The following is a 26478-nucleotide window of genomic DNA, read 5'->3' as shown; positions in this document are numbered from 1 at the left end:
TTCGTTGATGATGTCATCGCGAAGCAGTCGCCTCCCGCTTGGGGCAGGCCTCTCGCCATGAGCCAAGAAGAATACTCGGCTCCTGGCATCGGCTCGCCCTTGTGCGCGGTTCGGCTTATACATTTCATTGTAGTTTTGAGCGATGAAGCATTTCTTTTTCACATTTTCATCCGCTGGTGGTGATGCTTATTTAGGTTTGTGAGCGAGATGGAGTGTTCGTTAATGATGTCATCAAGAAGCAGTCGCCTCCCGCTTGGGCATGCCTTTAGCCATAAGGCCTGGATTTGATTTTATTTATACATTCGAATCCATAAGAAAAAAAGCGCACCACAAAGGGAGCGCTTTTTTTATATCAGGTGATAGATGCTTCGTAGATTTCTTTAATCGACTGGTCAAGCGTCGCATTAAAGTCTTCATCCGCTTGGTCTGCGCTTAAGCCTTCGGACAAGGCGCGTGAGAAGCTGGCGATCAAGCCGTTGTTCTCGGCAAGCTTCTGGTTCGCTTCTTCTCGCGGATAACCACCGGACAACGCCACAACGCGCACGACACGCGGGTGATCGATAAGTTCTTTGTAGAAATTCGCGAGTGTCGGAATCGTCAATTTTAGCATGACATACTCGTCGTCGCTGAGTTTGTCGAGGTGGCTCAAGATTTCGTCGTTCAACATCGCCTCGATTTGTTCTTTGTTGGCACTGTTGATGTCGACTTCTGGCTCAATGATCGGCACGAGTCCGGCAGCGATAACTTCTTTCGCCACTTCAAACTGCTGGTCGACCACTTGCTTAATGCCATCTTCATTTGGCTCTTTGATGACTGAACGCATTTTCGTGCCAAAGACATTGCGTTCAACCGCACGTGTCAACAACTCGTTTAAATTCGGGTTCGGCTTCATCAATTGCACGCCATTTTGTTCATCCGCAAGACCTTTATCGATCTTCAGGAATGGTACGACGCCTTTTGCTTCCCATAAATAGTCGCTCGTATATTTGCCATAGACATCGCGGTCCATCGTCTGCTCAAACAGGATGGCCCCGAGTATGTGATCTGACGTAAAGCCGGGTGCTGTCATAACACGTGTTCTCATTTCGTGAATCAAGTCGTACATTTCGTCTTCATTGGAGTAAGCATCTTCGTTCACACCATACAGTTTCAACGCTTTTGGCGTACTGCCACCGCTTTGGTCGAGCGCTGCAATAAAGCCTTTGCCGTTCTTCATTACTTCAAATTGTTTTGTGTTCATCGTCTCAGCTCCTCAATTAAGAATTTGTCTGCATTACTGCTGTTCCCTGCTTAGTGTACCAATAATCGGATTTTTCATCAAAAGTGAAAAAATGTGTAGCGAATGTCAGTTTTCCGGTAATGGATAGTCACGCTCAACGGATTCAAAATCGAATGTAACACCCGTCAATTGCTCGGAGACAGCCCATAGTTTTTGAGCGAGTGCTTCATCGACAGCTGTTGGATGGGGCGTATCAAGAGCCGGATAGCCTTTTCTGCGCCCTTTTCCAGCAGGACCGATGTATTCGCCGCCTTTTAGATCTGGTTCGGTGGCGGCATGGACGGTGGCGAGTGCTCCCATATCGGGAGGCTGCAAAAAGCGGTTGGCGAAATCTCGCACTAGCACGGGTGCGTCGTATTTGCCGATCTTAAAGATATTCGTAGCCGAAACCCCGGGATGGCAAGCGACGCTGATGGTCTGTAGGTTGTGCTTTTTCAGCCTGCGGTCGAGCTCTATCGCAAATAGCATATTGGCGAGTTTGCTTTGGTTGTAGAATTTTTTCGCTCTGTAGCCTTTTGATCCGTCGAGATTATCGAAGTCGATTGTGCCACGATTATGAGCCAGACTGCCGAGTGTGATGACGCGCGAATCTGGCGTTTTGGCGAGCAAGGGTAGAAGGTGGGCAGTCAACGCAAAATGGCCAAGGTAATTGCTGCCGAACTGCAGTTCAAAGCCGTCTTTCGTTTTGCCGTATGGCGGCATCATGATTCCTGCATTATTGACCAATAGATCGAGTGAATGAAAATGTTTTTTGTAGCTGTCCGCAAAGTGGCGGACGCTTGCAAGGTCAGCCAAGTCGAGCTTTAACACGGCGACCGTCGCTTCCGGATGGAAATCGAGAATTTCCCGTTTGGCGATTTCGCCTTTGACCAGGTCACGGACAGCCAATAAAATCGAAAAGCCTCGTCCGGCAAGCATATTGGCAGCTTCCCATCCGATGCCGCTATTGCCTCCGGTGATAATAGCAATTTTGTGGTGGACCTCCTGCAAAACATCATCTCCTTTTTTACATAATTGTGTTGCCTTGAGCTTCTTGTTCTATCTAGTTTACCTCATTTAAAATGTGAAACCGCATACATTTGCGAAAAACTGAAAATCTGATGAAAAGCTCACATAATTGTCTAAATTTTTACACAACAAAGAGCGCTGATGTGTTAGAGTAGTTCAATAATCAAAATGAAGAGGGTGAATCAGATGGCAAAAAACATCACAGAGCTGGAAAGGGAAGCTATCGCGGACGAGGTGACCGTGGCCGATATTATGGTCGCTAATCAGGCGCTGAAGGATGTCATCATCCGGACGCCCTTGCAGCGCAACGAGATTCTCTCGGCACGTTACGGCTGCAATGTCTTTTTGAAACGCGAAGACCAGCAAGTCGTCCGTTCCTTTAAACTGCGTGGCGCGTATAATTTCATCCGCAGCATGACCGAAGCTGAACGGGCGCAGGGCGTCGTTTGCGCAAGTGCCGGAAATCATGCGCAAGGCGTGGCTTATTCTTGCCAGGCGCTTGGCATCGAAGGCAAGATTTTCATGCCGCTTACCACACCGAGTCAAAAAGTGTCACAAGTAAAACGCTTCGGCGGTGCGTATGTAGAAGTCATCTTGACCGGCGACAGCTTTGACGATGCTTTTGCGGCAGCGATGGAAGTGTGTTCGGAAGAAGGCAAGACTTTCGTACACCCGTTCAATACGGAAGCGGTGATTGCAGGGCAAGGCACCGTTGCGGTCGAAGTGCTCAATGATATGCAAGAACCAGTCGATTATATGTTTTGCGCAATTGGCGGAGGCGGATTGGCTTCTGGAGTCGGCACATATTTAAAAGGCGTTTCTCCCACGACGAAACTGATCGGTGTGGAACCACAAGGCGCGGCGAGCATGAAAGCTTCCCTCAAAGAAGGGCAAGTGACGCGACTTGAGACAATCGATACCTTTGTCGACGGAGCGGCAGTGAAGCAAGTTGGTGATTTATCGATGGCGATCTGCCAAAAAGTGCTGGATGACATCGTCCCAGTTCCGGAAGGCAAGGTATGCACGACAATTCTCGAATTGTATAACGAAAACGCCATCGTTGCTGAACCGGCAGGCGCTTTGTCTGTGGCGGCACTCGACTTTTATCGTGAGGAAATTCGCGGGAAGAATATCGTCTGCGTCGTCAGCGGCGGCAATAATGACATTGAACGAATGCAGGAGATCAAGGAAAAGTCTTTGATTTACGAAGGCTTGAAGCATTATTTCATCGTTACATTCCCGCAGCGCGCAGGCGCCCTCCGAAAGTTTATGGACGATGTGCTTGGTGAACAAGATGATATCACTCATTTCGAATACACCAAACGAAACAACCGAGAACACGGGCCTGTCCTTGTGGGGATTGAATTGAAAGACCCAGCGGATTATGGCCCACTCGTTGAACGCATGACACAAAACGGCTTTCCGTATAAAGACATTAATAACGATTCTTTGCTGTTCAATCTATTGATTTAATTGAATGACTGTGAGGCCTGCGAAGTTTGGACGCAGGCAGCGCAGTTTTTTTATTTTCTGTTATATTAAGAAACCTTGAGGTAACTGAACAAATAGGGTGTATTTTTTATTAATAATAACCAGATAAATAATGATAAATTATTATTTTAAATATTCAGTAATTAAGGGTTTACAAGAAATGTGAAATAATGTAGGCTAATACTATCAAATCATCTTATACAAAAAGATTTCAGTTAGCGTATTTAAGGGAGCGGTTTCGAACGAATTGAACGGTTGTTTCCGGACCGGGCAGAGAGCAGGCATTGCCGTTTCTGTTCAACGGCAAACTTTAAACTTTGGTTGAATGTGACAGACTATCGTGCTGTACACAGCGCCGGAAATATTCTCCTCTCGATAGAGGAGTCTGTTCCGGTGCTTTTTTATTACGGAAAAGAGGAGAGAACGCAATGGAAGAAAGGGGAGGGCTAGGAAAGCCATTGAACGACACTTGGCAAGACCTGGCGTCAACGAGAGTGAACAATCAGAGAACTGCAGGCGGGATCATCCGATTTCTTGGCTATGATAGCGACGGTCGCGCGATCAACCAAGTAGAGATATGGCTAAAGCCAGAAGAACTGTCTGCATTTACCCAGTCGCTAGTTGCCTATCCGGTGCCCTTGCCGACGGATTATCTGCAGACAGCTGAACCTTGCGGAGACGGTTTGTCCGTGCGGATCCGTTCCCATGAGTCACCGAAAACATTCGTTTCAAGGCTGAGTTCGGCGTTGAGTTGCCTCGAGCAGCCGGCATGAAGATCCACACCAAAGGAAGGCGGTAGTTTCAATGGATAATCGGAGTGACTTGATTAAATTAGGCGATGAAGATATCTATCTGATCTTATATTTGTGGAAAGTAAAAGGCTGGCAAACGAAAGAGTTGGCCCAGCATTTTCATATCAGCGCCGAGTCTTTAGAGGATTTGCTGTCTGGCCACGTGAGAAGGGATTGCTATAAGGGGTTCAACCAAATTGAAAAATACTTGGTGGAAACTTACTGAGAGCTAAACTTTTATTGGGGAGTGTTTACTATGGGAGACCACAACGAGATGAAAAAAATCAGTGCAGCGTTTGCAGCTAGTTATGGACGGTTTATTAAAGGCTATCAGCAATATAAAGCCAATCGAAGTCGCCAGCAGCCTGATGGGGAGGTCAATCATTATGACAACAACAGACGAATTGAACAGACTCAACGATGAAATGATTTATAGCATCCTGTACTTCTACCATATTGAAGAAGTTTCTGCCGAACATCTGGGGATGAAATACGATGTCAGTAGTTTGACGATTGAAGGAATCGCCAAAGGTCACTATCGCCCGAAATGCCATGAAAACTTTATGATTGTTGAAGGCATTTTGGAACGCCGTTTCGTCAAGCGGGTGCAAAGCCAATAAGGTCGAAATCCAGCATTAAAAAGCCGGAATCCGCATCATGCGGGTTCCGGCTTTTTGCAGTCAATTTACCTTGTCTGTTAAATTTCCATAACCTTGTGCTTCCATTTCTTCAAGCGGCACAAAACGTAAAGCTGCGCTGTTCATGCAATAGCGCAAACCGCCTGCATCTTCCGGACCGTCTTCGAACACATGACCCAAGTGACTATCGCCTGTTCGGCTTCTGATTTCCGTCCGTATGCCGAATAGGGACAAGTCATCGTGTTCAGTCACGACTGCTGGATCGATCGGTTTCGTGAAACTTGGCCAACCAGTTCCGGAATCGTATTTGTCTGTGGATGAAAAGAGCGGTTCACCAGTGACGATATCGACATAAATACCTGGCTCGTAAAAGCCGTCGTATTCATTATCGAACGCCGTTTCGGTGCCGTCATCTTGAGTGACGCGGTATTGTTCATCTGTCAGCATCTCCCGAATTTCTTCTTCATCTGGTTTTGGATAATCGGCTGGATCGATTAATTGCGGTACTTGTTGGTCTTCTAGGCTAGTGAAATCCACATGGCAATAGCCGTCAGGATTTTTTTCCAAATAATCTTGATGGTAGTTTTCCGCGAGGTAGTAATTCGTCAGCGGTTCGACTTCGGTGACGATTGGTTTATCGTATTTCTTTTGCTCTTCTGTGATTACCTCGTCAATTGTACTCACAGTAGACGGGTCATCGTAAAAAATGGCGGTCCGGTATTGATTGCCGCGGTCGTTGCCTTGCTGATCGACAAGCGTCGGATCGATGATCAGGAAATAGCGGTCGAGCAGTTCCTCGAGCGATACGCGTTCTGGGTCGTATCGTAAATGGACAGTTTCGGCGTAGCCGGTATCGCCTGTCAGTACTTCTTCGTAAGTCGGGTCTTCGATCGTTCCGCCGGCATAGCCAGAAGTCACATCGTAAACGCCGTAGATGCGTGCCATATAGGCTTCAACACCCCAGAAGCAGCCGCCTGCAAACCAAATGTCTTCGAGGTTTTCCGTATCGAATTCAAGTTCTTCATTCGGATTGTCTGGGAAACGAGATTCCGAAGCTGAAGATGAAACTGAAGTGGAGTCAGTAGCTGCTTCGCTTGAACAGCCTGCGAGCAATAGTAGCAGTAAGAGTATAGGCATGAAATATCGTGTCATTGGTGGTTCCGCCTTTCTAGCGAATCGAATTCATCAATTCGAGTATTTCGTCGTTGCTTATATGACCGGTGCGTTGTTTGGTGATTCTTCCAGCAGAACTGATCCAGGCAGAACTCGGATAGGCCTCCATTTTGAACTGTCCGAATACATCCCCTCCGTCATCCAGCAGGACAATAAAATCCCCGTGATGGTCAATGGCTGAGAACCAAGCATTGAATTCATTGGCATTTCGTTCAGCGTAGGTTCCCGGGGAAATGATGGTGAGAATCGTAAAGTCGTTATCACTTTCGGCCAATTCTTCCAGCTCGTTTAATCCAGAAAGGCAAATCGAGCACCAGGATGCCCAAAAGAACAGATAAACTTTCTCGCCCCGGTAGTCGGAGAGATGATGGACGGTGCCGTTGAGGTCAGGTAACGCAAAATCAGGTGCCTCAGGGCCGCGGTTTTCTGATAAGGCTTCCGAGCAGGAAGAGAGGGTGAGCAGAAGGGCAACTAGTAAAAGCAGCAGTTGTGGTAATTTCATGATGATCATCCTTCCAGGTGAGGGCAAGCAATTCGCTGAAAAATTGGCGTTTTCTTGCGCGAATTGCTATCTATTTGAGTTATTCCCCAAATAAAGTCCTTTGAACCACGAAACTGAAAGGATGCGGCATACTTATCGATAAAGTCGGGTAAACTGACCGTAAGTAATAGTATGGGAGCGGTTGAATGGATAGAGAAACGAAATTATCAGGATTTGCCTTTATCGTACTTCTTGCAGGGCTTGGGCTGGCGACATTATTCATTGTATTATTTGCAGAATTGGCAGATGAAATGCTAGATCAGGAGTTGGCAGTATTTGATGCTGTCACCATTCATTTGATAGAAGCGATTGGAAGCAATTGGATGGATACCATCATGTTCATCATCACAGAGCTGGGGTCCGTTTGGTTTCTCGTCATGCTATCGATCGGCGTCTTGTGGATTTTGGGTGTCAAGATGCGCGATAAATGGGGCGTCTTGTTTTACTTGGTTGCGGTTGGCGGCGGCTCGCTGTTGACTGTTCTATTGAAACATTTTTTCAGCCGTGAACGGCCAAGCATCAATGAAACAATCGATGCGGTCGGCTATAGTTTCCCGAGCGGCCATTCGATGGGTTCGCTGATTTTTTACGGCTTCCTTATTTATTTGGTTATCCGGACGGGGCAGAAACCCTGGGTGCGATGGGCCACCGTTATTGGGTTAAGTGTGTTAATCGTACTGATCGGCGTTAGCCGCATTTACCTCGGCGCCCATTTTCCAAGTGATGTTATCGCAGGTTATATTGCCGGCACCATCTGGCTTGTGTTAAGTCTTGTGGCACTCGAATGGATTCAATGGCAGCAAAGAAGCCCAGTGCCGCCTGTAGCCGCTTTACGAAAAGTATTGGCACCTGTTTACAGAGCCCTAATGGACAAATTATAAGGACAAAGCTGCCGGTAATGCCGGCGGCTTTTTTCTAGCCTGTTGCTAAGACTTTGATGACGTCATTTATTCGATAAAAACTGTCCTTCGATGGGAAACGAATGCACTGAAAATGAATATATGGCTTTCAAGAAGCTTGCATTGCCACCTCTTAGTTTCATTATAATGGCCATACAATCAAAAATGACCGAAAAATCAAACAATTTTGTGGCGATTTCTGCAATATCGGCGTATGATCGAAGAAAAGGAGGTGCCCTTGAGATGGTCGACATTGTTGGGCTGCTGCCCATGCTCATTTTTGGCGGAATAGCTGTAGTCATCATCGGGATGGTATTCTCATTTAAAAATTGGACACATTAATGGAAAATGTGGAACGCTTTACGGAACATCCTGTACAGGGAAGACGGGTGCAGGATGTTTTCGTGTTTGAAAAGGATTTTTTTGAGCGTTTATGGAATGATCTAGCAAGGCGGTGATGGAATGGGAGAAATGGAATTAACAGCAATGATTATCGGCGGGGTGGCTTTGTTGTTAGTGCTTCTGGGGCTTTATATGTTGCAGGGGAAGGGGATGTTTTTAATCACTGGCTACAACACGATGCCGAGAGAAGAACAAGAAAAATATGATAGTCCAGCGATGGCACGCTTTATTGGAAAGCTATTGTTGGCCTTGGCATTATGGATCGTTGGCATATGGAGTGGAGCAAATTGGATGTTTTATGTTGGCGTGGGTTTGTTTTTGGTGTGTATCGGAGCTGCTTTGATATATATGAATACGGGCGGACGTTTTCTGAAACAGCCGCCCGCAAAAGAGGATAAAAAAACAAGCAAAGATGAGGAAACCCTCGTCTTTACTTGTTTTTAGTGCTGATGGAGCGGCCGCTGCGCCCAAGTGCGTAATAGATGCCGTGCTGCAAGCTTTGCAAGGTTTCGAATTTTGATAGGTCCTGCATCGTTCGCGTAATGATCATGGCGAGTTCTGGCGACACACCGACCAGAATGGTCTCTGTGCCAAGCAATCGTGCTGCAGCTGCTAGTTTGTCGATTAGTTGGACAGTGTGTTCTGAAATGTTGCGGTTTAATCCTGTCAGGTCCAGCAATAGAAACTCGGCTTTATGCTTTGGCAATTCATTCAATGTGTTGTTGATCAGGTCTTCGGTACGATTTTCATCGTAGCTTCCAATCATCGGGACAACGATGATGCCTTCGAGCACAGGGATGACAGGAGAAGAAAGTTCACGCACCAATCTTTGAAGCATTTTGGTTTTTTCATCGACCATATTTTCAAGCTGCCGGATCTGTTGGTCTTCTTGCCGTCTCGCGAGTTCCCGGATATTTTGTTGGACGTTGACATCTGATGGATAATACTCGACGATGCTGTAAGGCTGTTCGGAATTTTGATAGTGGATCGTCCGGTACCAGAAATTCTGGCCGAACAACCCAGTCAAGACCCCAGCGTAATGGGAAGGAACAAAAATGCCTTTTGTACCTTTGTGGTTCAATTGATTCATTTTGTATTCCCAGTCGTCCTGGATGTGCATTGTGAAAGTGTATTGTTCAATATCCATCTCGACGATTTCCACTTTGCCCCATCCAGCCGGTGCATAAGTATTGGAAATCCATTCGACGACATTGCTGGCATCAATCTTCTTTAGTTCCCGGAACCCTTCTCCCACAACGATCCCTTGCCTGAACCCTGTCGTTTCCAGTACCAGGTCAGTTGCCTCTGCTCCAGAGATTTCTCGAATGGTGTCGAAAAAGGTTTCCATGGCAGAAGTCCAGAAAAAGACGACATCGCCTCCATCAAAAAGCACTTCCCCTGTTTCCAAATCCCATTTCAACTCGGCCGCACCGACTGTGATTTCTTTTTTCATAGCACTATCCTCCGCTTCATTCTATATCAGCCTTGCCTTTTGTTGGCAGTTGTTTCAGTATTCCCTGAGTTTGTAAAAAATATGCATCGTATAGCAAGAGCATGAAGCTGAATGAAAAAAAAGCCTGGAAATATTAATTCCGGGCCTTTGTGTCATCGTAAAAAGACAAGGTCGTGATGCTCTGGTCTTTCATTAAATAGCCATGGCAACGCATCAGCCGTTCGCGGAGACTATCCGAGACGCGGCTTGTATCGTATGCACAAACGGAGATAACTTTGCGCTGCGGGACAGAGCGGTCGATCTCGATTTCGTAATCGACGATTTTCTGGTCGATGTCTTCCTGGCTGCCCCACTCGATATGGCCCCACGTCCGGCAATGCCGTCCATCGACAGTGAAAGATTCGATGACGCTTTCGAAATATTGCAAAATGGCTTCCGGATGGAAGTTCCCTTTGCGCCAATAGAAATCGAAGTTGTTGACGTAGTGGACCAAATCCAGTTCGTCAGCGCCCAACAGCTGCTGGAGCTTTTTCTGGATCTGAGGATAGATTCTTGGGTTTTCCACGAACAATACGCGGTCGTCGTTCCGGACGCCATCGAGGACAAAGGATACAGCATTATCAATATAATCATCTGTTTGTTCAGTCAAGTATAAGATATGCGCATAGTCTGCCTGACGCAAGGTTTCGGTGAAATCGCTCATTTTTTGGTTCATTTTTTTCCCCTCCATATAACGCATGATCCAAATAGTGATGAAATTCGCCTGCAGCCTTATACGAAGCAGGAAGTGAAAAAAATGACAGCACTTGTGTACCTCCCCTTAGTATATACTATCTGGTGTCTTTATGCTTCTTCTAACCGAACAGCCGTTTCGTATGTTTACATAGCTTGCGCTTAAGGGAATGACTGCACAAAAAGGAGGCGTAAGTTTATGGGGATTTTTGACAAAGAAGCGTTGGCAAAAAGGCATGTATTGGTTACCGGCGCCACTGGTGGAATTGGATGGGAAACAGCGAAAACGCTAGCGGAAATGGGCGCGAAACTAACGATCACAGGACGCGATTTAGAGAAGTTAAAAAAACTAGAAAGTGAATTGGTGCCCTTGATGGATCCAGACAGGCTGTATCTCTACGCAGCAGATTTGACGGACGCCCATGAGCGTGAGCAACTTGTCGCAGCAGCTGAAGCACATTTAGGAGGGATCGATGGCTTGGTCAACTCGGCCGGTGTGGCTGGGGGCAAGCATGTGGAAGAGTTGGATCAGGAATTATTGGAGCGGTTGATGAACATCAATTACACTTCGACAGTCTTGCTGACGCAACTCGTGTACCGGCGCATGATGGAAAGTGGCCGAGGCGACATCGTCAACCTGGCTTCACTTTCGGGCCTTCGCGGTACGGCTGGAAATACCGCTTATGCAGCAAGTAAATTCGCGGTAGTCGGCTGGACACAATCGATGGCATTGGAAGCAATCGAATACGGCGTCCGGGTCAATGCAGTATGCCCGGGATACGTCGATACGGAAATGGCGAGGGCCAGCATCCGAAGAAAGGCGGAACGACAAGGAATCTCTATGGAGCAGGCGATGGAAGAAGCGCAATCCGGCATTCCGTCGAACCGTTTATCCAAGCCTCAAGAAGTTGCCCAGACAATCGCGTTTCTATTAACCGACGCAGCCCCGAATATCGTCGGTGAATCGGTGAAAATCTCAGGCGGGAGCGTCATGAGATGAAAAAAGCGTTGAACTCTCACGGAGAGTCCAACGCTCAGAGTGTTGAAGAAGTCCACATTTCGCTCTCAACTATGAAAGAGAGAACCTTTTTCTATATCCAATATTCAATGACTTCTCCAAGTATTTGGAGAAGCGTTCGCTCGTAACCCCTTCTGCTCAATAATGCTGCGCATTACTTTCGCAAAGATAATGTCTCCCGTAGGTCGACCTTATCTTTCCAGTGGATTAGCTAGACGACCGAGACCCCGCAAGGCGCATAGCGACTGAGGAGGCTTGGGCGCGAGCCCACGGAGTCGTGCGATAAGCTTCGGAAAATACGGCTTTTTAACTTTCTCGACAAGCTGAGCGTTGAACTCTCCCAGAGAGTCCAATGCTTTTTCTTATTGGATGTATTCCAGTGCATTGTCTTCGATTACCGTATCCGATATGCGCAATTGATCGAGCGCTTCGTCGATATATGGCTCACAAGCGGAACCATCGATTTGTTCGCCGCTTTCAATCGAATAGCATTCACCGGTACCCGGCACCGTCGTCAAATCAGGCTGGAAGTACACATCGCCTTTTCGGAAAGAGCCATCTCGGAAGACGACCATTCTTTCTGTATCAGATAGCAGCGAAGTGCCAAGCATGAAGCCTTGGTCGACGCCCGCAAGTTCAAGAATCGTTGGTGCCACGTCGATCTGTCCACCGACAGTTTCGATCGTTTCACCTTGCGCGAGTTCAGGCGGCTTGATCCACAGAGGAACTTGGCGTGCCAATTCAAATTGCTCTGTCACTCCATTGGCATCGAGCTTATTTGCCATCTCACGGCCTGCCTCGGTCAAGCCGCTATCGTGGTCTCCATAGAAAATGACGATCGAATCGTCCCACATATCCCGTTGTTTTAGTTCCTCGACGAGCACTTCAACGGCGCCATCGACATAATGGACGGTATGGTAATAGTTCCGGACCAATTCGTTTTCATAGCCAGGCAGAGCCAATTGTTTTTTATCTTCGGGAATCTCAAATGGAATATGGCTGCTCAAAGCGACCATGAACGAAAAATACGGTTCTTTGAGTTTTTCCATATGCTCAATCGAAGTGGTGAAAAAATCTTCATCATTGATCGCCATGCCAATCTTTTCTGTATCAGGATAGTCTTTTTTGCTAAAAAAATGGGAAAATCCGATATGTTCATAGACAGTATTGCGGTTCCAAAAGCTGGCTTCATAAGCATGCATCGCAGCGGTATCGTAACCGCTATCTCTTAAGGCTTCCGGCAACGGGGCAAAGGTATTGTCAGGGAATCGGGTATAGACAGAACCTGTACGCAGCGGGTGAAGGGAGGAGTTGATGGCAAACTCAGCATCTGATGTGCGCCCTTCATGAGTCTGATGATGGAAAGAAGGGAAGTAGAGCATTTCTTCTTTTAAGGTGTTTAAGTATGGCGTGACTTCTTCACCGCCGATTTCTTGCCCGATGACGGAAGTTTGCAGCGATTCCAGTTGCACGAGGATGATGTTGGGCTGCTCGCCTTTATTGATTGTGCTGATGTCGGCCGCGGCTTTTAACAAAAGGGCCTTATCTTGTTCGGAAGGCATGGGATCACGGAATATCGAAACGACGCCTTTGCCAAAATCATATCCGTGGTAGCCCCAAAAGCCGAGTTCGTAGTATTCACGCATATTGCTGGTCGCATCCCCAGCGAGCCAGCGTTCGCCTTTTGCAATGCTCATAAAAAGCGGTGCTGAAAATAACAATAATCCAACTGTGGCAATCACGGCGGCAAGCTTGCCGTTCGCTTTCTGTGCCGGTACTGTCTGGCTCTTTTTCAGTGCAAAAATGAATAACAGGAACAATAGGAAATCAGCGAAAAACAGGAAGTCCGTCCAGCGGATCAAACTCATAAAACCGCCACCCACATCATTCATTTGCGTCATCGAAGGAATCAATTGCACTGACAGCAGGTCGCCGAAATAACGGTAATACCAAACGTCTGAAATCAATAAGGTGCTATGCAATGCCAAAAGCGACAATAAAATCCACCGCCGCTTGCGCGCATCGATGAGCAAGGTCCAGCTCGACAGCAGCAATGCACTGGACAAACTAATCAGGAAAAAACCGAAGCTGAACGGGGTATCGGTGTATAAGCTGAAAAGAAATAATTTAAATGCGGAAAAGGCCAAATAGACCCAGTAATCAATTGTTTTCATGATTGTTCTCCTTTTCTGGCGATAGGGGCCTTTCCTATTCACTACCTGTAAAAAGCTGTTCGGAAACATCGGAGCAAAAAAAAGAAAAAGAAGCTGTCCCAAATGCCCTTCGTTATGGGCTTTCGGGACAGCTTCTGTCATTAAATCCAGCCGCGCGCCTCCATCGCTTGGGCAATCCGTTCGACTGCGACCAAATATGCCGCTTCGCGCATCGTGCTGTTTTTTTGTTCTTTCATTTCATAGACATCGTTGAAAGCTTCCGTCATTTCGGTGTGGAGCCGTTCATTCACTTCCTGTTCAGTCCAGCGCAAGTGTGTAGTGTTTTGCACCCATTCGAAATAGGACACTGTGACGCCTCCAGCATTACATAAAATATCCGGGATGACTGTGACACCGTTCTTTTCCATCGCCACGTTGCCGTCTGGTGTCGTCGGCCCATTCGCTGCTTCTGCCACAATCTTGGCGCGAATAGTAGGGCCAGTAACTGAAGTGATTTGGTTTTCAAGCGCAGCAGGGACCACGATATCGACATCAGCTGCAAACAATTCTTCGTTGCTGAGAGACTCATAGCCATTGTATCCGGAAACTGTTCCGGTCTTTTGGGCATAGTCGATCAATTCTCCAATTGGCAGGCCCTCTGGATGATAAATGCCGCCTCCTGCATCCACGATTCCGAGCACTTTTACGCCCCGTTCGTGCAAGAGTTTAGCAGTGATGGACCCGACATTGCCAAAACCTTGTACGACTGCGGTCATGCCGTTCAGCTCGAGCCCCAACTTCTGGGCGGCATCTTCAATGGTGAAAACAACACCGCGACCGGTCGCTTCGATTCGGCCCTCCGATCCTCCAAGGATTAACGGCTTACCAGTGATCGTGCCGGGGACGTTTTTCCCTTTCAAGCGGGAGAATTCATCAATCATCCAGCCCATGATTTGCGGCGTCGTGTTGACGTCCGGAGCTGGGATATCTTTTTCAGGCCCCATGATCGGTTCCAGTTCCCGGATAAAGCCGCGGGATAATTCCTCGAGTTCCCGTTCGGACAATTCTTTCGGATTGACAACAATGCCGCCTTTACCGCCGCCATATGGAATTCCGAGAATGGCTGCTTTCATCGACATCCAAATCGACAAGGCAGCGACTTCATCTTCGGTCACGCCTGGGTGAAAACGGACGCCTCCTTTGGTCGGTCCGAGCACGTCTAGATGCTGGGAACGGTAGCCTTCGAACTCACGATAGGTGCCGTCGTCCATGCGCACCGGAATCGACACTTTCAAAATACGCTTCGGCTTTTTGAGAATCTCGTATACTCCTTGCGGAAGTTCGAGATCTTGTGTCGCTACTTCGAGCATTCGCTGGACGATTTCAAGCGGATTCGACAGCTCGACGCCGTTTTTCACTTCTTTAACTGGCATTTCCTGCTTCAAGTCTTCCGTTACTTCTTCTTGGCGATGTTTTTGCTGTGTCATGCAATTCTCCTCCTTGGCTGATTTGCTTCTATACTCTGTGTCTTCCTATTAACGCAGAGCATTAAACATTCATAATCGAAGGAGAAAGGATGACTAGATATCTGTCCCGTACAAGAACCAGGGCGATGGCAAGTCAAATGGATGCTGGTCCGGCAATTGGCCGGCCTGATTTCGGGTCAAATCCATCCATACAAAAGCACCTTCTTCAGATTGCAGACGGATCTTTTCGAGTGGGGCGCGCAAAGTTTCCCATAAACCGGGTTGTTCGAATAAATCTTCCCAAGGGTAGAGTGTATGGAGATAGTCATATTTTTTTACGTCGTGTTTAGTGATGAGGATGCGGTCGCGTGCCGGATTTTCATAAAACTCCCAATCTGCAAATGGCTGGCCAGAAAACAACTCCGTACTTGCAGGGAACGGATAATAGCACTCAAAAGGAAAGACCCGGCCGGAACGGATATAAACTGTCTCAAGCCAGCGCATTTTTTCCTCGTCGCTATCGATCTTTTTCCAAGGCGCAGCGCCGTATTCAAAAGTTTCGACGTTCGTTGCGATGGCTGAAAACAACTCAGCTTGGCGGGAGAGCCCAATTTTTTCCAAGACGCGCTGTGCCGGAACATTGAACTCCTGTGTATTCGCACCGACAAATCGAATGCCCGGGTGCGTAAGAGCTGCGTCGCGAACATGAGCCATCAATCGGGAAGATAAATTGAGGCCACGAAAGCGCATATCGCTTCGCATCCGCCCGAGCATGGCGTAGCTACCGGCAAAAACAGTATAACCGCCGATACTCGCAAGTTGGCCGTCGCAGAACAAGCCAAACAAGCGGTTGCCCCCTGTGGAAATCCGGTCGAATACTCGAATCACGTAATCATCGTCGATGCCGGTGTCCATATCTTGTAAAGCTTGCAGGTCATCGCTTGTCAATTGACGAATCGTTTCGTTCATATATTGTCACTCCTTAAAGGTCGTAGTCGCACCCTAATTTTAGTGTATTCGGCGCGTATCTACAAAGTGGGAACTATTGTGGAATGAAATATTTTGACGACGGCAGTCGATGGTGGAACCCGCCGAGGGATTTAAAAGGACTGGCAGGGGAAAAGCGGTAGCGCGGCGAACTAATCGAAATAGTGAATGTTTTCTTATAGGCGAAATAGCCGATAGGATTTTTAGCATGTTGAGGAGGGAAGGCGTTGGAAAATTGGAAAGCGGTGGAGCTAGTCAAAGATATGTTGTTCGGATTGGGTCTTTATGCATTGATCACGGTCGTCGGGCTGTTGGTGACAATGGCGATTTCCGCTGGGTCGGATACATTATTGCTCAATGATGAAGTAAGGGGCAACATGGCAACAAACACCTTGCTGTGGATGATTGTTCCGGCCTTTTTGCTGTCACTGGGCTTAGCGGCATTGAGGCGGATTCGCATGAAAAATGCAGCACTGCGCGTGAGCATCGTATGGGCGACGCTTTTGCTGTTCTTGTACTTAGTGGCAGGGTTGTGGAGCGGTATTTTCACGATACTCGTTGCTTCCGTTTCATTTTATCTATTCCTAGCAGCTGTTTTCCTTGGGCCCATTGTGTATGCCTTCTTGAAAAAGTTACCCGCTTGGAAATAGGACGGGGAGTTTAGTGCCAAAAGTGACAGGGAAAAGGAGAGGATACAGAAAGTTCAAGGAGGCGACGATGTGGCGATTTATCCACAAATTATTTTTAACGGAAACTGCAAACAAGTGCTGTCTTATTATGAAGGCGTGTTTGGCGTCTCCGATGTATCCGTCATCCATTACGGCGACAACCCAGGGTCGAAACTAGACGAGGACCTGAAGGAATTGATTTTAGAAGCAGCCATTCCGCTCTATGGAAACTATTTGCTGCTATCGGATGCCATGCCCGGAAAGCCAGCGACATTCGGCAGCAATTTTCATGTATCGATCCAGTCGGAAGATCTCGGGGAAATGAAAGCCGATTTCAATAAGTTAGCGGAAAGCGGCAAAGTGATTTTTGAGTTTGAAGAAAGCTATTGGAGCGAAGCTTATGGTGTGGTTCAAGATAAGTTTGGCGTGCAATGGCAATTCGATTATCGAAAATGAGAAACCTGGCCAGTCAAAGGTCGCAACCGAGAATAACAACCCCCATCGCCTCAGCGATGGGGGTTGTTAGCTTGCTTTACTGAAACTTGAAAGCAAGCTGGTCATATAAAGCTAACGTTGTAGAAAAAGCCGGTTCCATTATCATAAAGCCTCCGACAAAACGGTTATACAAGGTAATGGCAACATAGAATCCGATGAACAACAGCGCCGATACGATCAGTAAAATGACAAATGTTCTCGTCATCGGGCATTCCTCCATTTCTTCAAGTACAAAGCGTTCGCTACGATCAACAAATTGGCAAGAGAACAACTAGAAAAATAGTAAATTTAGCAAGATGGTTAATACGATTGACAAGATGATGGAAATCAATAAACTTCCCATACAGGAAATGCGCATGAATTGCCCGCCTTTCTTTCCTTTCAGGATGACTGTAAAAGGGCCACGAGGTAGATTCAATTTATCAGGTTTTCCAATTGTTTACCCGAAAAAAGGGCGAATACTCTTCTCGAGTCAAGATGAGTCGATCATTCTGCGTCAATCCTCTCTTTTAAAAACACAGTAGATTTGTCGAATTTTGTCTTAATTTCTTAGGTTTTATAAAAAAACGGATGCTATTTTTCGTGTTATTTGTTACAATCATGTTACGAATAGATGTCCGGAGGGTAACATGGCTAATTACAATCAGTTTTCAGACGGTAATCCGCATAATGAATCCAATCGAATCGAAGCGGAAAAAGGTACCGAGACAGGTGCTGAACCGCCAAATTTTCGATCAAATAAAAAGAATTCGCAACGCCGCAAATTTTGGCTAAAAGCCGGTGGCGGTATTTTGCTATTGTTTGTGCTATGCAATGTGTATGCTTTTGCAAGCTATGTTGCTCCGTGGAGTGATGAGCGTTCAACTGGCGATGCTGAGCAGGATGAAATCGAGCAATACATTCACCGAAGCGAAAAAAGTGAGGAAACGCTCAAAGAAGTCAGCAATTCGCTCATTCGCTTATATGATCACAATTCGCTGACAGACCTCCACATCAATGAGATGGAAGAGAAATTGAAGCAACTTGCCAAAGAACTCGACACGGATGATCCGCGACTTGCGCGATTGGAATCCTACCATTTTGCTCAAATTGAGTTGACGCGTGAAATGACAAAGACTTTGCAAAAAAACCAGGCCGAGGAAGTTCATGAGGAATTGGACGACATTCTGGATCGCCAAAAAGTGCAAGCGGACGATAAAGCCGAAATCTTGATTTCTTTAATGGAACAGGAAAATATTCGTTATGAACAACAGGCAGACGGAACGATTGCTTATGAATAACGCGATTAAAAGCTCCTTCGCCATCCATCATGGATGGCGAAGGAGCTTTTTTATGTTTTAAAATCGCTGACTGAGGCCCATGATATAAGAATGTGTATAAAGCGTTTGAGGAAAAAGCCCTGTCATTGCAGTTTGAGAAAACGGGTATGGAGAAAGAGGCAATTCGATTTTGAGGAGGAATTTCATGGATACACGGCGCTATAAAGTGGAGTTGGGAAAGAAAGTGGATTTAGCTGACTGGCCAACGCATGAAAAGAGCGGAATGGAACTCGGTCAAGTCAAGGAACAATTGAAAGAAACAATCGAAGAACTTAAAAAATGGCATACCAGGCTTCATGCTGAAGAAGAAAAAGGCATCGTAGTGGTTCTTCAGGCAATGGACGCGGCGGGTAAAGACGAAGCCATCACGTACTTGTTCTCACACTTGACGGCCCAGGGCTTGAGAGTGACGACACTTGGCAAACCGACGGAAGAAGAATTGAAGCATGATTATTTGTGGCGCTTGAACAAAGCTTTGCCGGAGCGGGGACAAATCGGCATTTTGAATCGTTCCCATTACGAGGAAGTGATTGCGCCGCGCGTTCATAACCTGCTCGAAGAAGAGCCGCTGCCAGACCAGTTGATAGACGGCGAAGTATGGAATCGGCGCTACAGGCAAATCAACGATTTTGAACGTTATATGTGCGAAAATGGTTTCCCATTTGTGAAATTTTTCTTTAATATCTCGAAAGAAGAGCAAACGACACGTCTGCTTGAACGCATGAAAAATCCCGAAATGAACTGGGAGTTTTCTTTCAGCGATGTAGAAGAGCGAGAGCATTGGGAGGAATATCAGAATATTTTTGGGGATATGCTGACGCATACAGCGACTGACCACGCCCCGTGGTACGTATTGCCGGCGGATGACGAAATGTATTCCCGTTTGATTATTGCCCGTGTAATGGTGGAAATGCTGAAAGACATTAACCCGGAATTGCCTGAGATCAGCGGGGGACAAAAAGAAAAGCTGCAGTATTATATCGATAAATTGGAACAGGAAGTAAAATGACAAAACCCGAATCAGCAAACGCTGGTTCGGGTTTTGTTTGGATGGCTATTGAAACAATAAATAGTCGTTTTCGGAGAGGAAGTCGTAACTTAGATCAATAAATAGGAAGCATTCGTCCGATAGCGGATAGCTGAAGGTGCGAATCATCTCCCCAGTCTCGATATCGGCGTAGATGTCCGATAATCGGCCCTTGTGACTCGCTTTCATAAGCATCATGTTTTCTAGGAAATACGGGCGGAAAGCCCAATGTGAACCGCTGTGTTGAGGTTCGCCATGCCAAAAGCCAGCGGTCTTCCGAAAGTTGGAAGAGATTTGTTCTCCGTTGCTGTTGCAGATATAGATGCGGAAACTTTCCGTTTCAAAAAAGGGTTGCACTTCCTGAATGAACTGGTCGGCCAAATCAGGGGTTTGCCATTTGCCCATCAAGCGTTTGAGTTTTTCTTCAGAACGGGCGGTATAAGCCAAGCGTTCGCTGACCATCGTTTTTTCGCGGTGGACAAATTCTTTTACTTTTTCGCCTACGTGGATGGATAAAGAATCCGTCGTCAGCAAGGCAGGGTTTGGATGCGCCAAATAATAACCTTGGTAATAATGGCCGCCATGTTTCCAAGCAAAATACAATTGATGGTTATCTTCTATGTATTCGTACAACAAACGTGCGCCAATACGGTGGGCAAGCATCGATAATGAATGGATGATGTCCTGAAAAGCGTCAGGTTGGTGGTGGCGGCTAATGCTCATATCGATTTTTAAGATATGCGGCCGCAGCTGACGGATGCGGTCGATGTTCGAACTTTTCGCTCCGACATGATCGACCGCTATTTGGATACCGTATGTCTTGAAATATAAGAGCAGGTGATTGAGTGTGTCAAAATCCTCATTGAAATCGTGTTCGGTAATTTCAAGGACAATGCGTTCTAACGGGAATCCGCGTTTCTGATATTCGAGCAATGTTTTCAGGAAATCTTCGCCGTTCCCCGCCATCAGCTGGCGTGCGTTGCGATTGATAAACAATAAGCAGTCGTTGTTTTCCAGCAGCATTTGATCCAGCGCCATTTCCAGCAGCTTTTGGTCAACGTCTGTTTTGAACTCATCCGGAACTTCCGGATCGTTGAAAAAATCGCCGAGTGACTTGGTTCCGTCGGGTTGTACGAAGCGGCCGAGCAGTTCATAACCGATGACGTCATGCTTGACGGCGCTGACGATCGGCTGAAACACTGGCATGATGTTGTCCATATTGTCGATGATGTCTAACGGATCCATAATATCTCTCCTTGCCGTCCACAGTCTTCTTCTATTTTAATCTTAATTATCCCAGCATTCAATTGAAGCTTTCGAAACACCACTTAAATGAGAAATATTGCGTGAATAATAAGAAAGTGAAAATCCAACCAGAAGTGCTTGCTTTTCTATAAGCCCACCCCCTATAATGTGAATCGCTGCCTTGCCTCATCGCCTTCAACGGAATGTGGGCATCGCTTCATTATGTATAGACGAACGGAGAATAAAAATGGACAAATTCTTACGCCTCGGGGCAATTTTCATTGCTTCCATTGTAATGGCGATCGCTTTTAATATGTTTCTCTTGCCACATGAAATTCTATCAGGGGGCGTTACTGGGGTCGCCATGATCTTCGGTTTGATGACGCCAATCAACTCAGGGATCTGGCTGATTTTGCTGAACTTGCCGATTCTTGTTGTCGGGTGGATGAAGCTTGGGAAAACCTTCATCGCCAACAGCATCTTCTCGGTAGCTGTTACATCGATCGCCATGCTGTACATCCCGATTGTTCAAGTAACGGAAGATGCTTTGCTATCATCCGTATTCGGCGGCGTCATTTCAGGCGCAGCGGTCGGGATCATCATCCGCTTTTACGGTTCGACGGGCGGCTTTGATGTGGTTGGCCTATTATTGACGATGAAACGCGATATCCCGCTCGGCTTCATGGTGTTTACCTTGAACAGCGGTGTGGTCTTCATTTCAGGCTTTATTTTCAATTGGGAGCTAGCGATGTATACAATGGCTTCCATCTACATCACCGGTATCGTTGTTGACCGCATCCATACGCGCCACATCAAGCTCAGCTTGATGGTCGTAACCTCCAAAGGCGACGAAGTGAAGAAGAAACTCCTGACGAACCTGTACCGTGGCATCACAGTGACGGACGGGGAAGGCGCATATACGGGTGCCAAAGTCAAAATATTGCACAGCGTCATCACACGGTATGAGCTGGCATTTGTTCGCCCGCTGATCCGGGAAATTGATCCGAATGCCTTTGTCAGCATCACGGAGACGATGGAAGTCGTCGGGAACTTCCGGCGAGATGAAAACTATAAGAAACATCAAATGTAATGAAATAAGCCGCCCCATAAAAGTGTGGAACCACTTTTTCGGGGCGGCTTTTCCTATGGCTGGAGCTCGCCTGTAAACAGACCGGAACTATTCCGCTTCTTCTACAAAAACGCGATACACCACTTCTTCGAATAGCGCATTGTCCGCATCAGGATAAAGTTCACGGTACTGAAGGTTGCGGCGCTTCAGGGCATTCGCCAAAAGAAAATGGTCGATCTTGCCAAAAGCTTCCCCAATCGTTTCGCGTGTTGTGGAACTGCGCAATTGAACCGATAAGCCATCGGTGAACTCCTCGAATGCCACTTCTGGAAGCATGGGGAACTGCCGCTCTTGGTGAATCTGCTTAAAGGCACGATTGATCGTCTCGTTATCAATAAAGTCTGGTTGCCTAATCATCAGTGAGAAAGTTGAGGACGGTCCTTCAAAGTGATGCAAGGCTTCCACTGGATATAGAGCGTATTCGGCAAATCCCGGCGGGCGATAACCCGTCTCCGGACTGTTTCTCACGGCTTCTGATAAAGCCTCCAACAAACGAAGGCGTTCGTGGAAATCATCGGACCCAATGCTGCCACGCCCGTCGATGACAAAATAGAATTGTTTGGGAATGTGGACGGTATGGGCTTTAGTGGCGGGAAGGTATAATTTTTGTTCGTCCCTTTTCCAGTCCTGCATCATCGATTCTCTCCTTTATTCGCGGAATTCGAGTTCTGGTATCCAAGTGGCCAGATGAGCTTTTGTATGGTCATTCCATTCCCCGCTGATGTCTTTCAATAATAAAACTTCATAGTCTTCATACCTTTGGTGCTGTACGAAGGTCGGGGTGAAGGCTGGATTTGTCAGGGAGATGTTTGAGCCATCTGCCGTTATGCGTTTCTCGATTTCGAGGTGAGCGATGCCGCCAATTCGCCTTTCGACGCCTTTTTGCCCAGACAGAAAATTGCCGAGTGAGTAAAAGACAAAACTGCGTCGTCCATCGGCAGTGTCAATCCAAGCTGGGGGCTGCAAGACATGTGGATGATGCCCTAAAATAATGTCTGCGCCATTGTCAGCTGCAAAGCGGGCAAGCTCCAGCTGTTCTTGCGTAGGCATCGTTTCATATTCATTTCCAAAATGGAGACTCAGCACCGTGACGTCGGATTTCTTCCGGGCAGCTGCCAAATCTTCTCGGATCACCTCCCTGTCGATGCGATTGACCAAATAAGGCTGGCGGGCGGGCGTCGGGATGCCATTTGTTCCATACGTATAAGACAAGAAAGATAAAGTAATGCCGTTGCGTTCGAGCACTGGAATGTCCGCACGCTGTTGTGCAGACAGATAAGCGCCGGAAGATACCACCCCAATGTCCCGCCAATAAGTAACGGCGTTTTCGATGGCCTTTACGCCGCGGTCCAAAGTGTGGTTATTTGCCATGGAGACAGCGTCGATTCCAGCCGCTTTCATGGCATCGCCGAGCTCGAATGGGCTATTAAACGACGGATAAGTCGAAACCCCGATGTCGCTGCCGCCGATAATGCTTTCGGAATTGGCGATGGTAACATCCGCCGTTTCAAGAAAGGGTTGGATGGGTTCGAACATCGAATTAAAATTGTATGCAGCACCGGTTTTGGCGTCTTCATAAACAAGCTCGTGAATGAGTACATCGCCAATGGCGGATAAACTCACACGGTTCTTTCTCGCCAATCGCTCCGGCGTAACGGCAAGTGGCATCGAGCGTTCTGTAAATTCAGTGGGGGCCGGTTCAGCTGCAGCGGGTAACTCGCTAGTGGATAAGATCCCCATTGCTGCCAAGCATGACATGCACCATTTTCTGGAAATTAACATTCTTGTATTCCTTTCGCCTGCTCAGCCAGAATCATGGCCAAGACAGCTTGTATTCATTCGCATTGTTGACTTCAGAATACTATAACAATGAGGAATTCACTAGGTTTTTTCGTGTTATGGGTGAGCAATAGCCTACTTTAATGAGAGGTAAACAAGTTGCTGCCGCAAATGAATTACATAATAATAAAGAAATAGATGATAACCATAATGATCATAATAGACAGCATCGTCGAAATCATGCTGATGCGCAAGTTTGAGGAGTAAAATGTCTCCTGAATGATCTGTTGGCGCTTTTCGCGATAGGTTCGGGTAGCTGTGAAAATGATGACCAGGCCAAACACACAAGCAAAAATACCCAGGATAATCGTAAACAAATCGACAAACGGATTGCGGACGACGCCCATTGTAAAATGCAGGCTGGTGGCGAGAAACCCGACGCCGACGATCGAAATCGCGGTGCGGATCCAGGCTAGATAAGTGCGTTCGTTGGCGAGGTGCTGTTGGGTATAAGTCAGTTGGTTTTTTTCTTTTCGATACGATTGCCGTGACAAGTAATAGACCCCCTTCGGCCGGATAGCCTCTGCTTTCTCATAGTTTACCCGAAAAGTGTGTGCTTTAATTAGAAAGTCGCAGCGAAATGGATAACTAAAATCACAATCGGGGTATACATATATCATCACAAGTAAATGGGGAATAACGATGGAATTATTGCTGACTATATTGATCCTGTTGATCGCGCTTCTCGTTTCCAATGTAGTGAGCCACTATGTGCCACAAGTGCCGACAGCGCTTATCCAAGTAGCGCTCGGAACGATTATCGTGCTGGTCTTCGAGGATTTCACCTTTGAATTGGAAGCCGAATGGTTTCTACTATTGTTTATCGCACCGCTCCTCTTTAACGATGGGCGGCATTTTCCGCGTGAAGAATTATGGCGAATGCGCGGGCCGATCTTCGGCAATGCGGTCATCCTGGTGCTGTTGACGACCATGATCGGTGGGTATTTTATCCACTGGCTCATTGAAGACATTCCACTGGCCGCTGCCTTCGCACTTGCTGCCATTCTGTCGCCGACGGACCCGGTCGCAGTAAACGGCATCTCGCAGCGTGTCCGCATCCCGAGCAATGTGCTGAGCTTGGTGCGGGGAGAGTCACTGATCAATGATGCTTCGGGGCTTGTCGCATTTAATTATGCAGTCGCTGCAGTCGTAACGGGTACCTTTTCGTTGTACTCCGCAATCTTTAATTTTTCTTATAAATTTCTTGCGGGTGCGCTGCTCGGTGGCCTGTTGGCGTTGCTGTTCGTCGGCATCCGGCTACTGTTCCGCAAACAAGGCATCAATGACGTGACCTTCCATTCGCTTTTGCAAATCATGACGCCATTCATTATCTTTGTCATCGCAGATGAACTATTTGGTGCGTCTGGCGTTATCGCAGTAGTCGTCGGGGGCATCGTTCATTCGCTTGTGCAAGAAGACACGGAAGCCTTAGTCGCAGAAGAGCAAATGCTGACGGAAAATATTTGGACGATCATCACGTTTGTCTTGAACGGCATCATTTTCCTCCTGCTCGGTCTCAACATCCCAGGAGCGATGAGCGGCGCATTGGAAAACCCAAGCATGGATGAAAGCGTCTTGCTGTCGTATGTGCTGGCAATTACGGCCATGCTGCTTGGTATCCGCTTTGTTTGGGCGTATTTGTTTTCCCATTACGAATACCGCTTTGGCAAGATGGAAGATGCCGCTAAGCCAACTCTCAAATTGACTTTATTCGTCAGCTTGACGGGTGTACGCGGAACCGTGACCATGGTCGGGGTTTTGTCTTTGCCAATGATCATTGAAGGCGGCTATATCTTTCCAGAACGTTCCTTGTTGCTGTTTTTGGCAGTCGGGACGATCCTTTCAACCTTGCTGTTGGCGACCGTATGTTTGCCATTGCTCAGTAAAGGCAAATTGGCGGGAAGCGAGGACGGCGAAACCATCGATTTAGAAGAAGCGCGGCGCCGGCTATTGCTGGCATCGATCGCCCGCATCAAATCGGAGTTAACAGAAGCAAACGAAACTGCAGCGTACGAATTGATGGATGAATACCGCTTGCGTTTCCAGCAAGTGCAGCCGGAAGGCGAGGAAGCGAAAGAAGCCAATAAGAAATACCAGCGCCGTATGAAAGAAGTTCGGCTGAGGGCATTAAAAGCAGAGCGCCGCTATATCGAAAAAGTGAAGAAGACGGATGGCATGGAGCGGGAGGTCTATGAAGCATTCGAACATTCCTTAAATCGCCGCGAAGAAGCGATTGCCCACAACGCCCGCTCGACGCTTTTGTATCTGCAAGGCAAGCTGATCCGGGCGTGGCGGAGATTCCGCGGGGAAAACTGGCAGGACGAGGAAATCCGGCTGGTCGAATATCAGGTCGGCCGTGAAGTGCAATTAAAGGCACTCGAAGCCGCCCTTGAAAACTTAGAAGCCTATCATGAAAAAGCTAGCCGCAAAGACATCGTTGAGTCAGTTCTAACCGAATACCGAAAAATGATCAGTCGTTTGAGAAAGCCGGAAACCTTGTATGACGAGCGTTACGAGATGCAAAAAGAAGAGCTGCGCATCAATGTTATGGACATGGGCCGCGCCAAAATTTATGATATGTACGATGCCGCCGAAATCACCAGGCAGCAAGCGAAGGAACTAAGAAAATACATCAATTATATTGAAAGCGTCACTCTATACGATCCGACGGAATGAAACAGCACAAGCCTCCGCTTGTGCTGTTTTTTAGAGTATTGAAGAAGTC

General features: G+C 47.2%; 28 protein-coding genes. 14 read left to right on the top strand and 14 right to left on the bottom strand.

Features of this window, described 5'->3' with window-relative positions; all coding sequences use genetic code 11:
* Nucleotides 1-352: 352 nt before the first annotated feature.
* Together AY633_RS09105 and AY633_RS09100 are read right to left on the bottom strand one after the other, a co-directional pair.
* Nucleotides 353-1240 (bottom strand): fructose bisphosphate aldolase, encoded by an 888-nt coding sequence (locus tag AY633_RS09105; protein WP_068488041.1) that lies wholly within the window; start codon nucleotides 1238-1240, stop codon nucleotides 353-355.
* A gap of 105 nt (nucleotides 1241-1345) precedes the next feature.
* Nucleotides 1346-2269: an oxidoreductase gene (locus AY633_RS09100; protein ID WP_068488040.1), complete on the bottom strand. Its 924-nt coding sequence runs from the start codon at nucleotides 2267-2269 to the stop codon at nucleotides 1346-1348.
* 204 nt (nucleotides 2270-2473) lie between these two features.
* Here AY633_RS09100 and ilvA point away from each other — a divergent pair, with 204 nt between their 5' ends.
* From ilvA to AY633_RS09080, 4 genes are all read left to right on the top strand, one after another.
* Nucleotides 2474-3760 (top strand): threonine ammonia-lyase IlvA, encoded by a 1287-nt coding sequence (gene ilvA, locus AY633_RS09095; protein WP_068488039.1) that lies wholly within the window; start codon nucleotides 2474-2476, stop codon nucleotides 3758-3760.
* 446 nt (nucleotides 3761-4206) lie between these two features.
* Nucleotides 4207-4551 (top strand): hypothetical protein, encoded by a 345-nt coding sequence (locus AY633_RS09090; protein WP_068488038.1) that lies wholly within the window; start codon nucleotides 4207-4209, stop codon nucleotides 4549-4551.
* A gap of 31 nt (nucleotides 4552-4582) precedes the next feature.
* Nucleotides 4583-4795 (top strand): hypothetical protein, encoded by a 213-nt coding sequence (locus AY633_RS09085; RefSeq protein ID WP_068488037.1) that lies wholly within the window; start codon nucleotides 4583-4585, stop codon nucleotides 4793-4795.
* Between the two features lie 160 nt (nucleotides 4796-4955).
* Entirely contained in the window at nucleotides 4956-5189 is a 234-nt protein-coding gene (locus AY633_RS09080; RefSeq protein ID WP_068488036.1) for a hypothetical protein, read from the top strand.
* Between the two features lie 60 nt (nucleotides 5190-5249).
* Here AY633_RS09080 and msrB read toward each other — a convergent pair whose 3' ends face one another.
* Nucleotides 5250-6359 (bottom strand): peptide-methionine (R)-S-oxide reductase MsrB, encoded by a 1110-nt coding sequence (gene msrB / locus AY633_RS09075; RefSeq protein ID WP_068488035.1) that lies wholly within the window; start codon nucleotides 6357-6359, stop codon nucleotides 5250-5252.
* A 16-nt stretch (nucleotides 6360-6375) separates the two neighbouring features.
* The gene (locus AY633_RS09070) at nucleotides 6376-6882 is read right to left on the bottom strand and encodes a TlpA family protein disulfide reductase (protein WP_068488034.1); all 507 of its coding nucleotides are present in this window, start codon (nucleotides 6880-6882) and stop codon (nucleotides 6376-6378) included.
* Between the two features lie 185 nt (nucleotides 6883-7067).
* Between AY633_RS09070 and AY633_RS09065 the strand changes: the two genes are divergently transcribed.
* From AY633_RS09065 to AY633_RS09060, 3 genes are all read left to right on the top strand, one after another.
* A complete protein-coding gene (locus AY633_RS09065) occupies nucleotides 7068-7802 on the top strand; it encodes a phosphatase PAP2 family protein (RefSeq protein ID WP_068488033.1) in 735 nt (244 codons plus the stop codon).
* A gap of 165 nt (nucleotides 7803-7967) precedes the next feature.
* Nucleotides 7968-8162: a hypothetical protein gene (locus AY633_RS16610; protein WP_186008762.1), complete on the top strand. Its 195-nt coding sequence runs from the start codon at nucleotides 7968-7970 to the stop codon at nucleotides 8160-8162.
* Between the two features lie 120 nt (nucleotides 8163-8282).
* The gene (locus AY633_RS09060; protein WP_068488032.1) at nucleotides 8283-8666 is read left to right on the top strand and encodes a DUF3784 domain-containing protein; all 384 of its coding nucleotides are present in this window, start codon (nucleotides 8283-8285) and stop codon (nucleotides 8664-8666) included.
* Here the strand turns inward: AY633_RS09060 and AY633_RS09055 are convergent.
* Nucleotides 8653-9675, bottom strand: a complete 1023-nt coding sequence (locus tag AY633_RS09055) for an STAS domain-containing protein (protein WP_068488031.1) — start codon at nucleotides 9673-9675, stop codon at nucleotides 8653-8655. The genes AY633_RS09060 and AY633_RS09055 overlap by 14 nt on opposite strands.
* A 133-nt stretch (nucleotides 9676-9808) precedes the next feature.
* Nucleotides 9809-10390, bottom strand: a complete 582-nt coding sequence (locus AY633_RS09050) for an MEDS domain-containing protein (RefSeq protein ID WP_068488030.1) — start codon at nucleotides 10388-10390, stop codon at nucleotides 9809-9811.
* A 216-nt stretch (nucleotides 10391-10606) separates the two neighbouring features.
* Here AY633_RS09050 and AY633_RS09045 point away from each other — a divergent pair, with 216 nt between their 5' ends.
* Nucleotides 10607-11407, top strand: coding sequence for an SDR family NAD(P)-dependent oxidoreductase (locus AY633_RS09045; protein ID WP_068488029.1), 801 nt, complete (start codon nucleotides 10607-10609; stop codon nucleotides 11405-11407).
* A 380-nt stretch (nucleotides 11408-11787) separates the two neighbouring features.
* Here the strand turns inward: AY633_RS09045 and AY633_RS09040 are convergent, their stop codons facing one another.
* The 3 genes from AY633_RS09040 to AY633_RS09030 all read right to left on the bottom strand — a co-directional run bounded on the left by AY633_RS09040 (nucleotide 11788) and on the right by AY633_RS09030 (nucleotide 16013).
* Complete coding sequence (locus AY633_RS09040) at nucleotides 11788-13599, bottom strand: LTA synthase family protein (RefSeq protein ID WP_068488299.1); 1812 nt, start codon at nucleotides 13597-13599, stop codon at nucleotides 11788-11790.
* A 140-nt stretch (nucleotides 13600-13739) separates the two neighbouring features.
* Nucleotides 13740-15011 carry a Glu/Leu/Phe/Val family dehydrogenase gene (locus tag AY633_RS09035; RefSeq protein WP_141705919.1) on the bottom strand — a complete coding sequence of 424 codons (1272 nt, stop codon included), beginning with the start codon at nucleotides 15009-15011 and terminating at the stop codon, nucleotides 13740-13742.
* A gap of 147 nt (nucleotides 15012-15158) precedes the next feature.
* Nucleotides 15159-16013 carry a GNAT family N-acetyltransferase gene (locus AY633_RS09030; protein WP_068488028.1) on the bottom strand — a complete coding sequence of 285 codons (855 nt, stop codon included), beginning with the start codon at nucleotides 16011-16013 and terminating at the stop codon, nucleotides 15159-15161.
* Nucleotides 16014-16258: 245 nt separating this feature from the next.
* On the opposite strand from AY633_RS09030, the gene AY633_RS09025 reads away from it, so the two are divergent.
* A complete protein-coding gene (locus tag AY633_RS09025; RefSeq protein WP_068488027.1) occupies nucleotides 16259-16681 on the top strand; it encodes a hypothetical protein in 423 nt (140 codons plus the stop codon).
* A 69-nt stretch (nucleotides 16682-16750) separates the two neighbouring features.
* Nucleotides 16751-17155, top strand: coding sequence for a VOC family protein (locus AY633_RS09020; protein ID WP_068488026.1), 405 nt, complete (start codon nucleotides 16751-16753; stop codon nucleotides 17153-17155).
* 76 nt (nucleotides 17156-17231) lie between these two features.
* Here AY633_RS09020 and AY633_RS16605 read toward each other — a convergent pair whose 3' ends face one another.
* Entirely contained in the window at nucleotides 17232-17399 is a 168-nt protein-coding gene (locus AY633_RS16605) for a hypothetical protein (RefSeq protein WP_171900944.1), read from the bottom strand.
* 424 nt (nucleotides 17400-17823) lie between these two features.
* Between AY633_RS16605 and AY633_RS09015 the strand changes: the two genes are divergently transcribed.
* Together AY633_RS09015 and AY633_RS09010 are read left to right on the top strand one after the other, a co-directional pair.
* Nucleotides 17824-18474, top strand: a complete 651-nt coding sequence (locus AY633_RS09015) for a hypothetical protein (protein ID WP_068488025.1) — start codon at nucleotides 17824-17826, stop codon at nucleotides 18472-18474.
* A 184-nt stretch (nucleotides 18475-18658) separates the two neighbouring features.
* Nucleotides 18659-19522, top strand: a complete 864-nt coding sequence (locus AY633_RS09010; RefSeq protein ID WP_068488024.1) for a PPK2 family polyphosphate kinase — start codon at nucleotides 18659-18661, stop codon at nucleotides 19520-19522.
* 45 nt (nucleotides 19523-19567) lie between these two features.
* Here AY633_RS09010 and AY633_RS09005 read toward each other — a convergent pair whose 3' ends face one another.
* On the bottom strand, nucleotides 19568-20785 hold the full coding sequence (locus AY633_RS09005; RefSeq protein ID WP_068488023.1) for an EAL domain-containing protein: 1218 nt from the start codon (nucleotides 20783-20785) through the stop codon (nucleotides 19568-19570).
* A 247-nt stretch (nucleotides 20786-21032) separates the two neighbouring features.
* Between AY633_RS09005 and AY633_RS09000 the strand changes: the two genes are divergently transcribed.
* A complete protein-coding gene (locus tag AY633_RS09000) occupies nucleotides 21033-21875 on the top strand; it encodes a YitT family protein (RefSeq protein WP_068488022.1) in 843 nt (280 codons plus the stop codon).
* An 87-nt stretch (nucleotides 21876-21962) separates the two neighbouring features.
* Here the strand turns inward: AY633_RS09000 and AY633_RS08995 are convergent, their stop codons facing one another.
* The 3 genes from AY633_RS08995 to AY633_RS08980 form a co-directional block, all read right to left on the bottom strand.
* Nucleotides 21963-22550 carry a hypothetical protein gene (locus tag AY633_RS08995; protein WP_068488021.1) on the bottom strand — a complete coding sequence of 196 codons (588 nt, stop codon included), beginning with the start codon at nucleotides 22548-22550 and terminating at the stop codon, nucleotides 21963-21965.
* A gap of 12 nt (nucleotides 22551-22562) precedes the next feature.
* Nucleotides 22563-23672, bottom strand: coding sequence for a CapA family protein (locus tag AY633_RS08990; RefSeq protein ID WP_260804551.1), 1110 nt, complete (start codon nucleotides 23670-23672; stop codon nucleotides 22563-22565).
* Between the two features lie 197 nt (nucleotides 23673-23869).
* The gene (locus AY633_RS08980) at nucleotides 23870-24247 is read right to left on the bottom strand and encodes a YidH family protein (protein ID WP_068488018.1); all 378 of its coding nucleotides are present in this window, start codon (nucleotides 24245-24247) and stop codon (nucleotides 23870-23872) included.
* Nucleotides 24248-24395: 148 nt separating this feature from the next.
* Between AY633_RS08980 and AY633_RS08975 the strand changes: the two genes are divergently transcribed.
* Nucleotides 24396-26429, top strand: coding sequence for a Na+/H+ antiporter (locus AY633_RS08975; RefSeq protein WP_068488017.1), 2034 nt, complete (start codon nucleotides 24396-24398; stop codon nucleotides 26427-26429).
* Nucleotides 26430-26478 lie beyond the last annotated feature (49 nt).

The organism is Planococcus maritimus (assembly GCF_001592825.1).
Classification (GTDB): Bacteria; Bacillota; Bacilli; order Bacillales_A; family Planococcaceae; genus Planococcus; species Planococcus maritimus_C.
This window is presented reverse-complemented; position numbering and strand designations above follow the sequence as displayed.

What these genes read in the sequence shown, in the direction of transcription:
- AY633_RS09105 (WP_068488041.1), bottom strand. Translation starts at nt 1,240, where the DNA reads ATGAACACAAAACAATTTGAAGTAATGAAGAACGGCAAAGGCTTTATT.
- ilvA (WP_068488039.1), top strand. Translation starts at nt 2,474, where the DNA reads ATGGCAAAAAACATCACAGAGCTGGAAAGGGAAGCTATCGCGGACGAG.
- AY633_RS09090 (WP_068488038.1), top strand. Translation starts at nt 4,207, where the DNA reads ATGGAAGAAAGGGGAGGGCTAGGAAAGCCATTGAACGACACTTGGCAA.
- AY633_RS09085 (WP_068488037.1), top strand. Translation starts at nt 4,583, where the DNA reads ATGGATAATCGGAGTGACTTGATTAAATTAGGCGATGAAGATATCTAT.
- AY633_RS09080 (WP_068488036.1), top strand. Translation starts at nt 4,956, where the DNA reads ATGACAACAACAGACGAATTGAACAGACTCAACGATGAAATGATTTAT.
- msrB (WP_068488035.1), bottom strand. Translation starts at nt 6,359, where the DNA reads ATGACACGATATTTCATGCCTATACTCTTACTGCTACTATTGCTCGCA.
- AY633_RS09070 (WP_068488034.1), bottom strand. Translation starts at nt 6,882, where the DNA reads ATGAAATTACCACAACTGCTGCTTTTACTAGTTGCCCTTCTGCTCACC.
- AY633_RS09065 (WP_068488033.1), top strand. Translation starts at nt 7,068, where the DNA reads ATGGATAGAGAAACGAAATTATCAGGATTTGCCTTTATCGTACTTCTT.
- AY633_RS16610 (WP_186008762.1), top strand. Translation starts at nt 7,968, where the DNA reads ATGGCCATACAATCAAAAATGACCGAAAAATCAAACAATTTTGTGGCG.
- AY633_RS09060 (WP_068488032.1), top strand. Translation starts at nt 8,283, where the DNA reads ATGGGAGAAATGGAATTAACAGCAATGATTATCGGCGGGGTGGCTTTG.
- AY633_RS09055 (WP_068488031.1), bottom strand. Translation starts at nt 9,675, where the DNA reads ATGAAAAAAGAAATCACAGTCGGTGCGGCCGAGTTGAAATGGGATTTG.
- AY633_RS09050 (WP_068488030.1), bottom strand. Translation starts at nt 10,390, where the DNA reads ATGAACCAAAAAATGAGCGATTTCACCGAAACCTTGCGTCAGGCAGAC.
- AY633_RS09045 (WP_068488029.1), top strand. Translation starts at nt 10,607, where the DNA reads ATGGGGATTTTTGACAAAGAAGCGTTGGCAAAAAGGCATGTATTGGTT.
- AY633_RS09040 (WP_068488299.1), bottom strand. Translation starts at nt 13,599, where the DNA reads ATGAAAACAATTGATTACTGGGTCTATTTGGCCTTTTCCGCATTTAAA.
- AY633_RS09035 (WP_141705919.1), bottom strand. Translation starts at nt 15,011, where the DNA reads ATGCCAGTTAAAGAAGTGAAAAACGGCGTCGAGCTGTCGAATCCGCTT.
- AY633_RS09030 (WP_068488028.1), bottom strand. Translation starts at nt 16,013, where the DNA reads ATGAACGAAACGATTCGTCAATTGACAAGCGATGACCTGCAAGCTTTA.
- AY633_RS16605 (WP_171900944.1), bottom strand. Translation starts at nt 17,399, where the DNA reads ATGACGAGAACATTTGTCATTTTACTGATCGTATCGGCGCTGTTGTTC.
- AY633_RS09015 (WP_068488025.1), top strand. Translation starts at nt 17,824, where the DNA reads ATGGCTAATTACAATCAGTTTTCAGACGGTAATCCGCATAATGAATCC.
- AY633_RS09010 (WP_068488024.1), top strand. Translation starts at nt 18,659, where the DNA reads ATGGATACACGGCGCTATAAAGTGGAGTTGGGAAAGAAAGTGGATTTA.
- AY633_RS09005 (WP_068488023.1), bottom strand. Translation starts at nt 20,785, where the DNA reads ATGGATCCGTTAGACATCATCGACAATATGGACAACATCATGCCAGTG.
- AY633_RS09000 (WP_068488022.1), top strand. Translation starts at nt 21,033, where the DNA reads ATGGACAAATTCTTACGCCTCGGGGCAATTTTCATTGCTTCCATTGTA.
- AY633_RS08995 (WP_068488021.1), bottom strand. Translation starts at nt 22,550, where the DNA reads ATGATGCAGGACTGGAAAAGGGACGAACAAAAATTATACCTTCCCGCC.
- AY633_RS08990 (WP_260804551.1), bottom strand. Translation starts at nt 23,672, where the DNA reads ATGTCATGCTTGGCAGCAATGGGGATCTTATCCACTAGCGAGTTACCC.
- AY633_RS08975 (WP_068488017.1), top strand. Translation starts at nt 24,396, where the DNA reads ATGGAATTATTGCTGACTATATTGATCCTGTTGATCGCGCTTCTCGTT.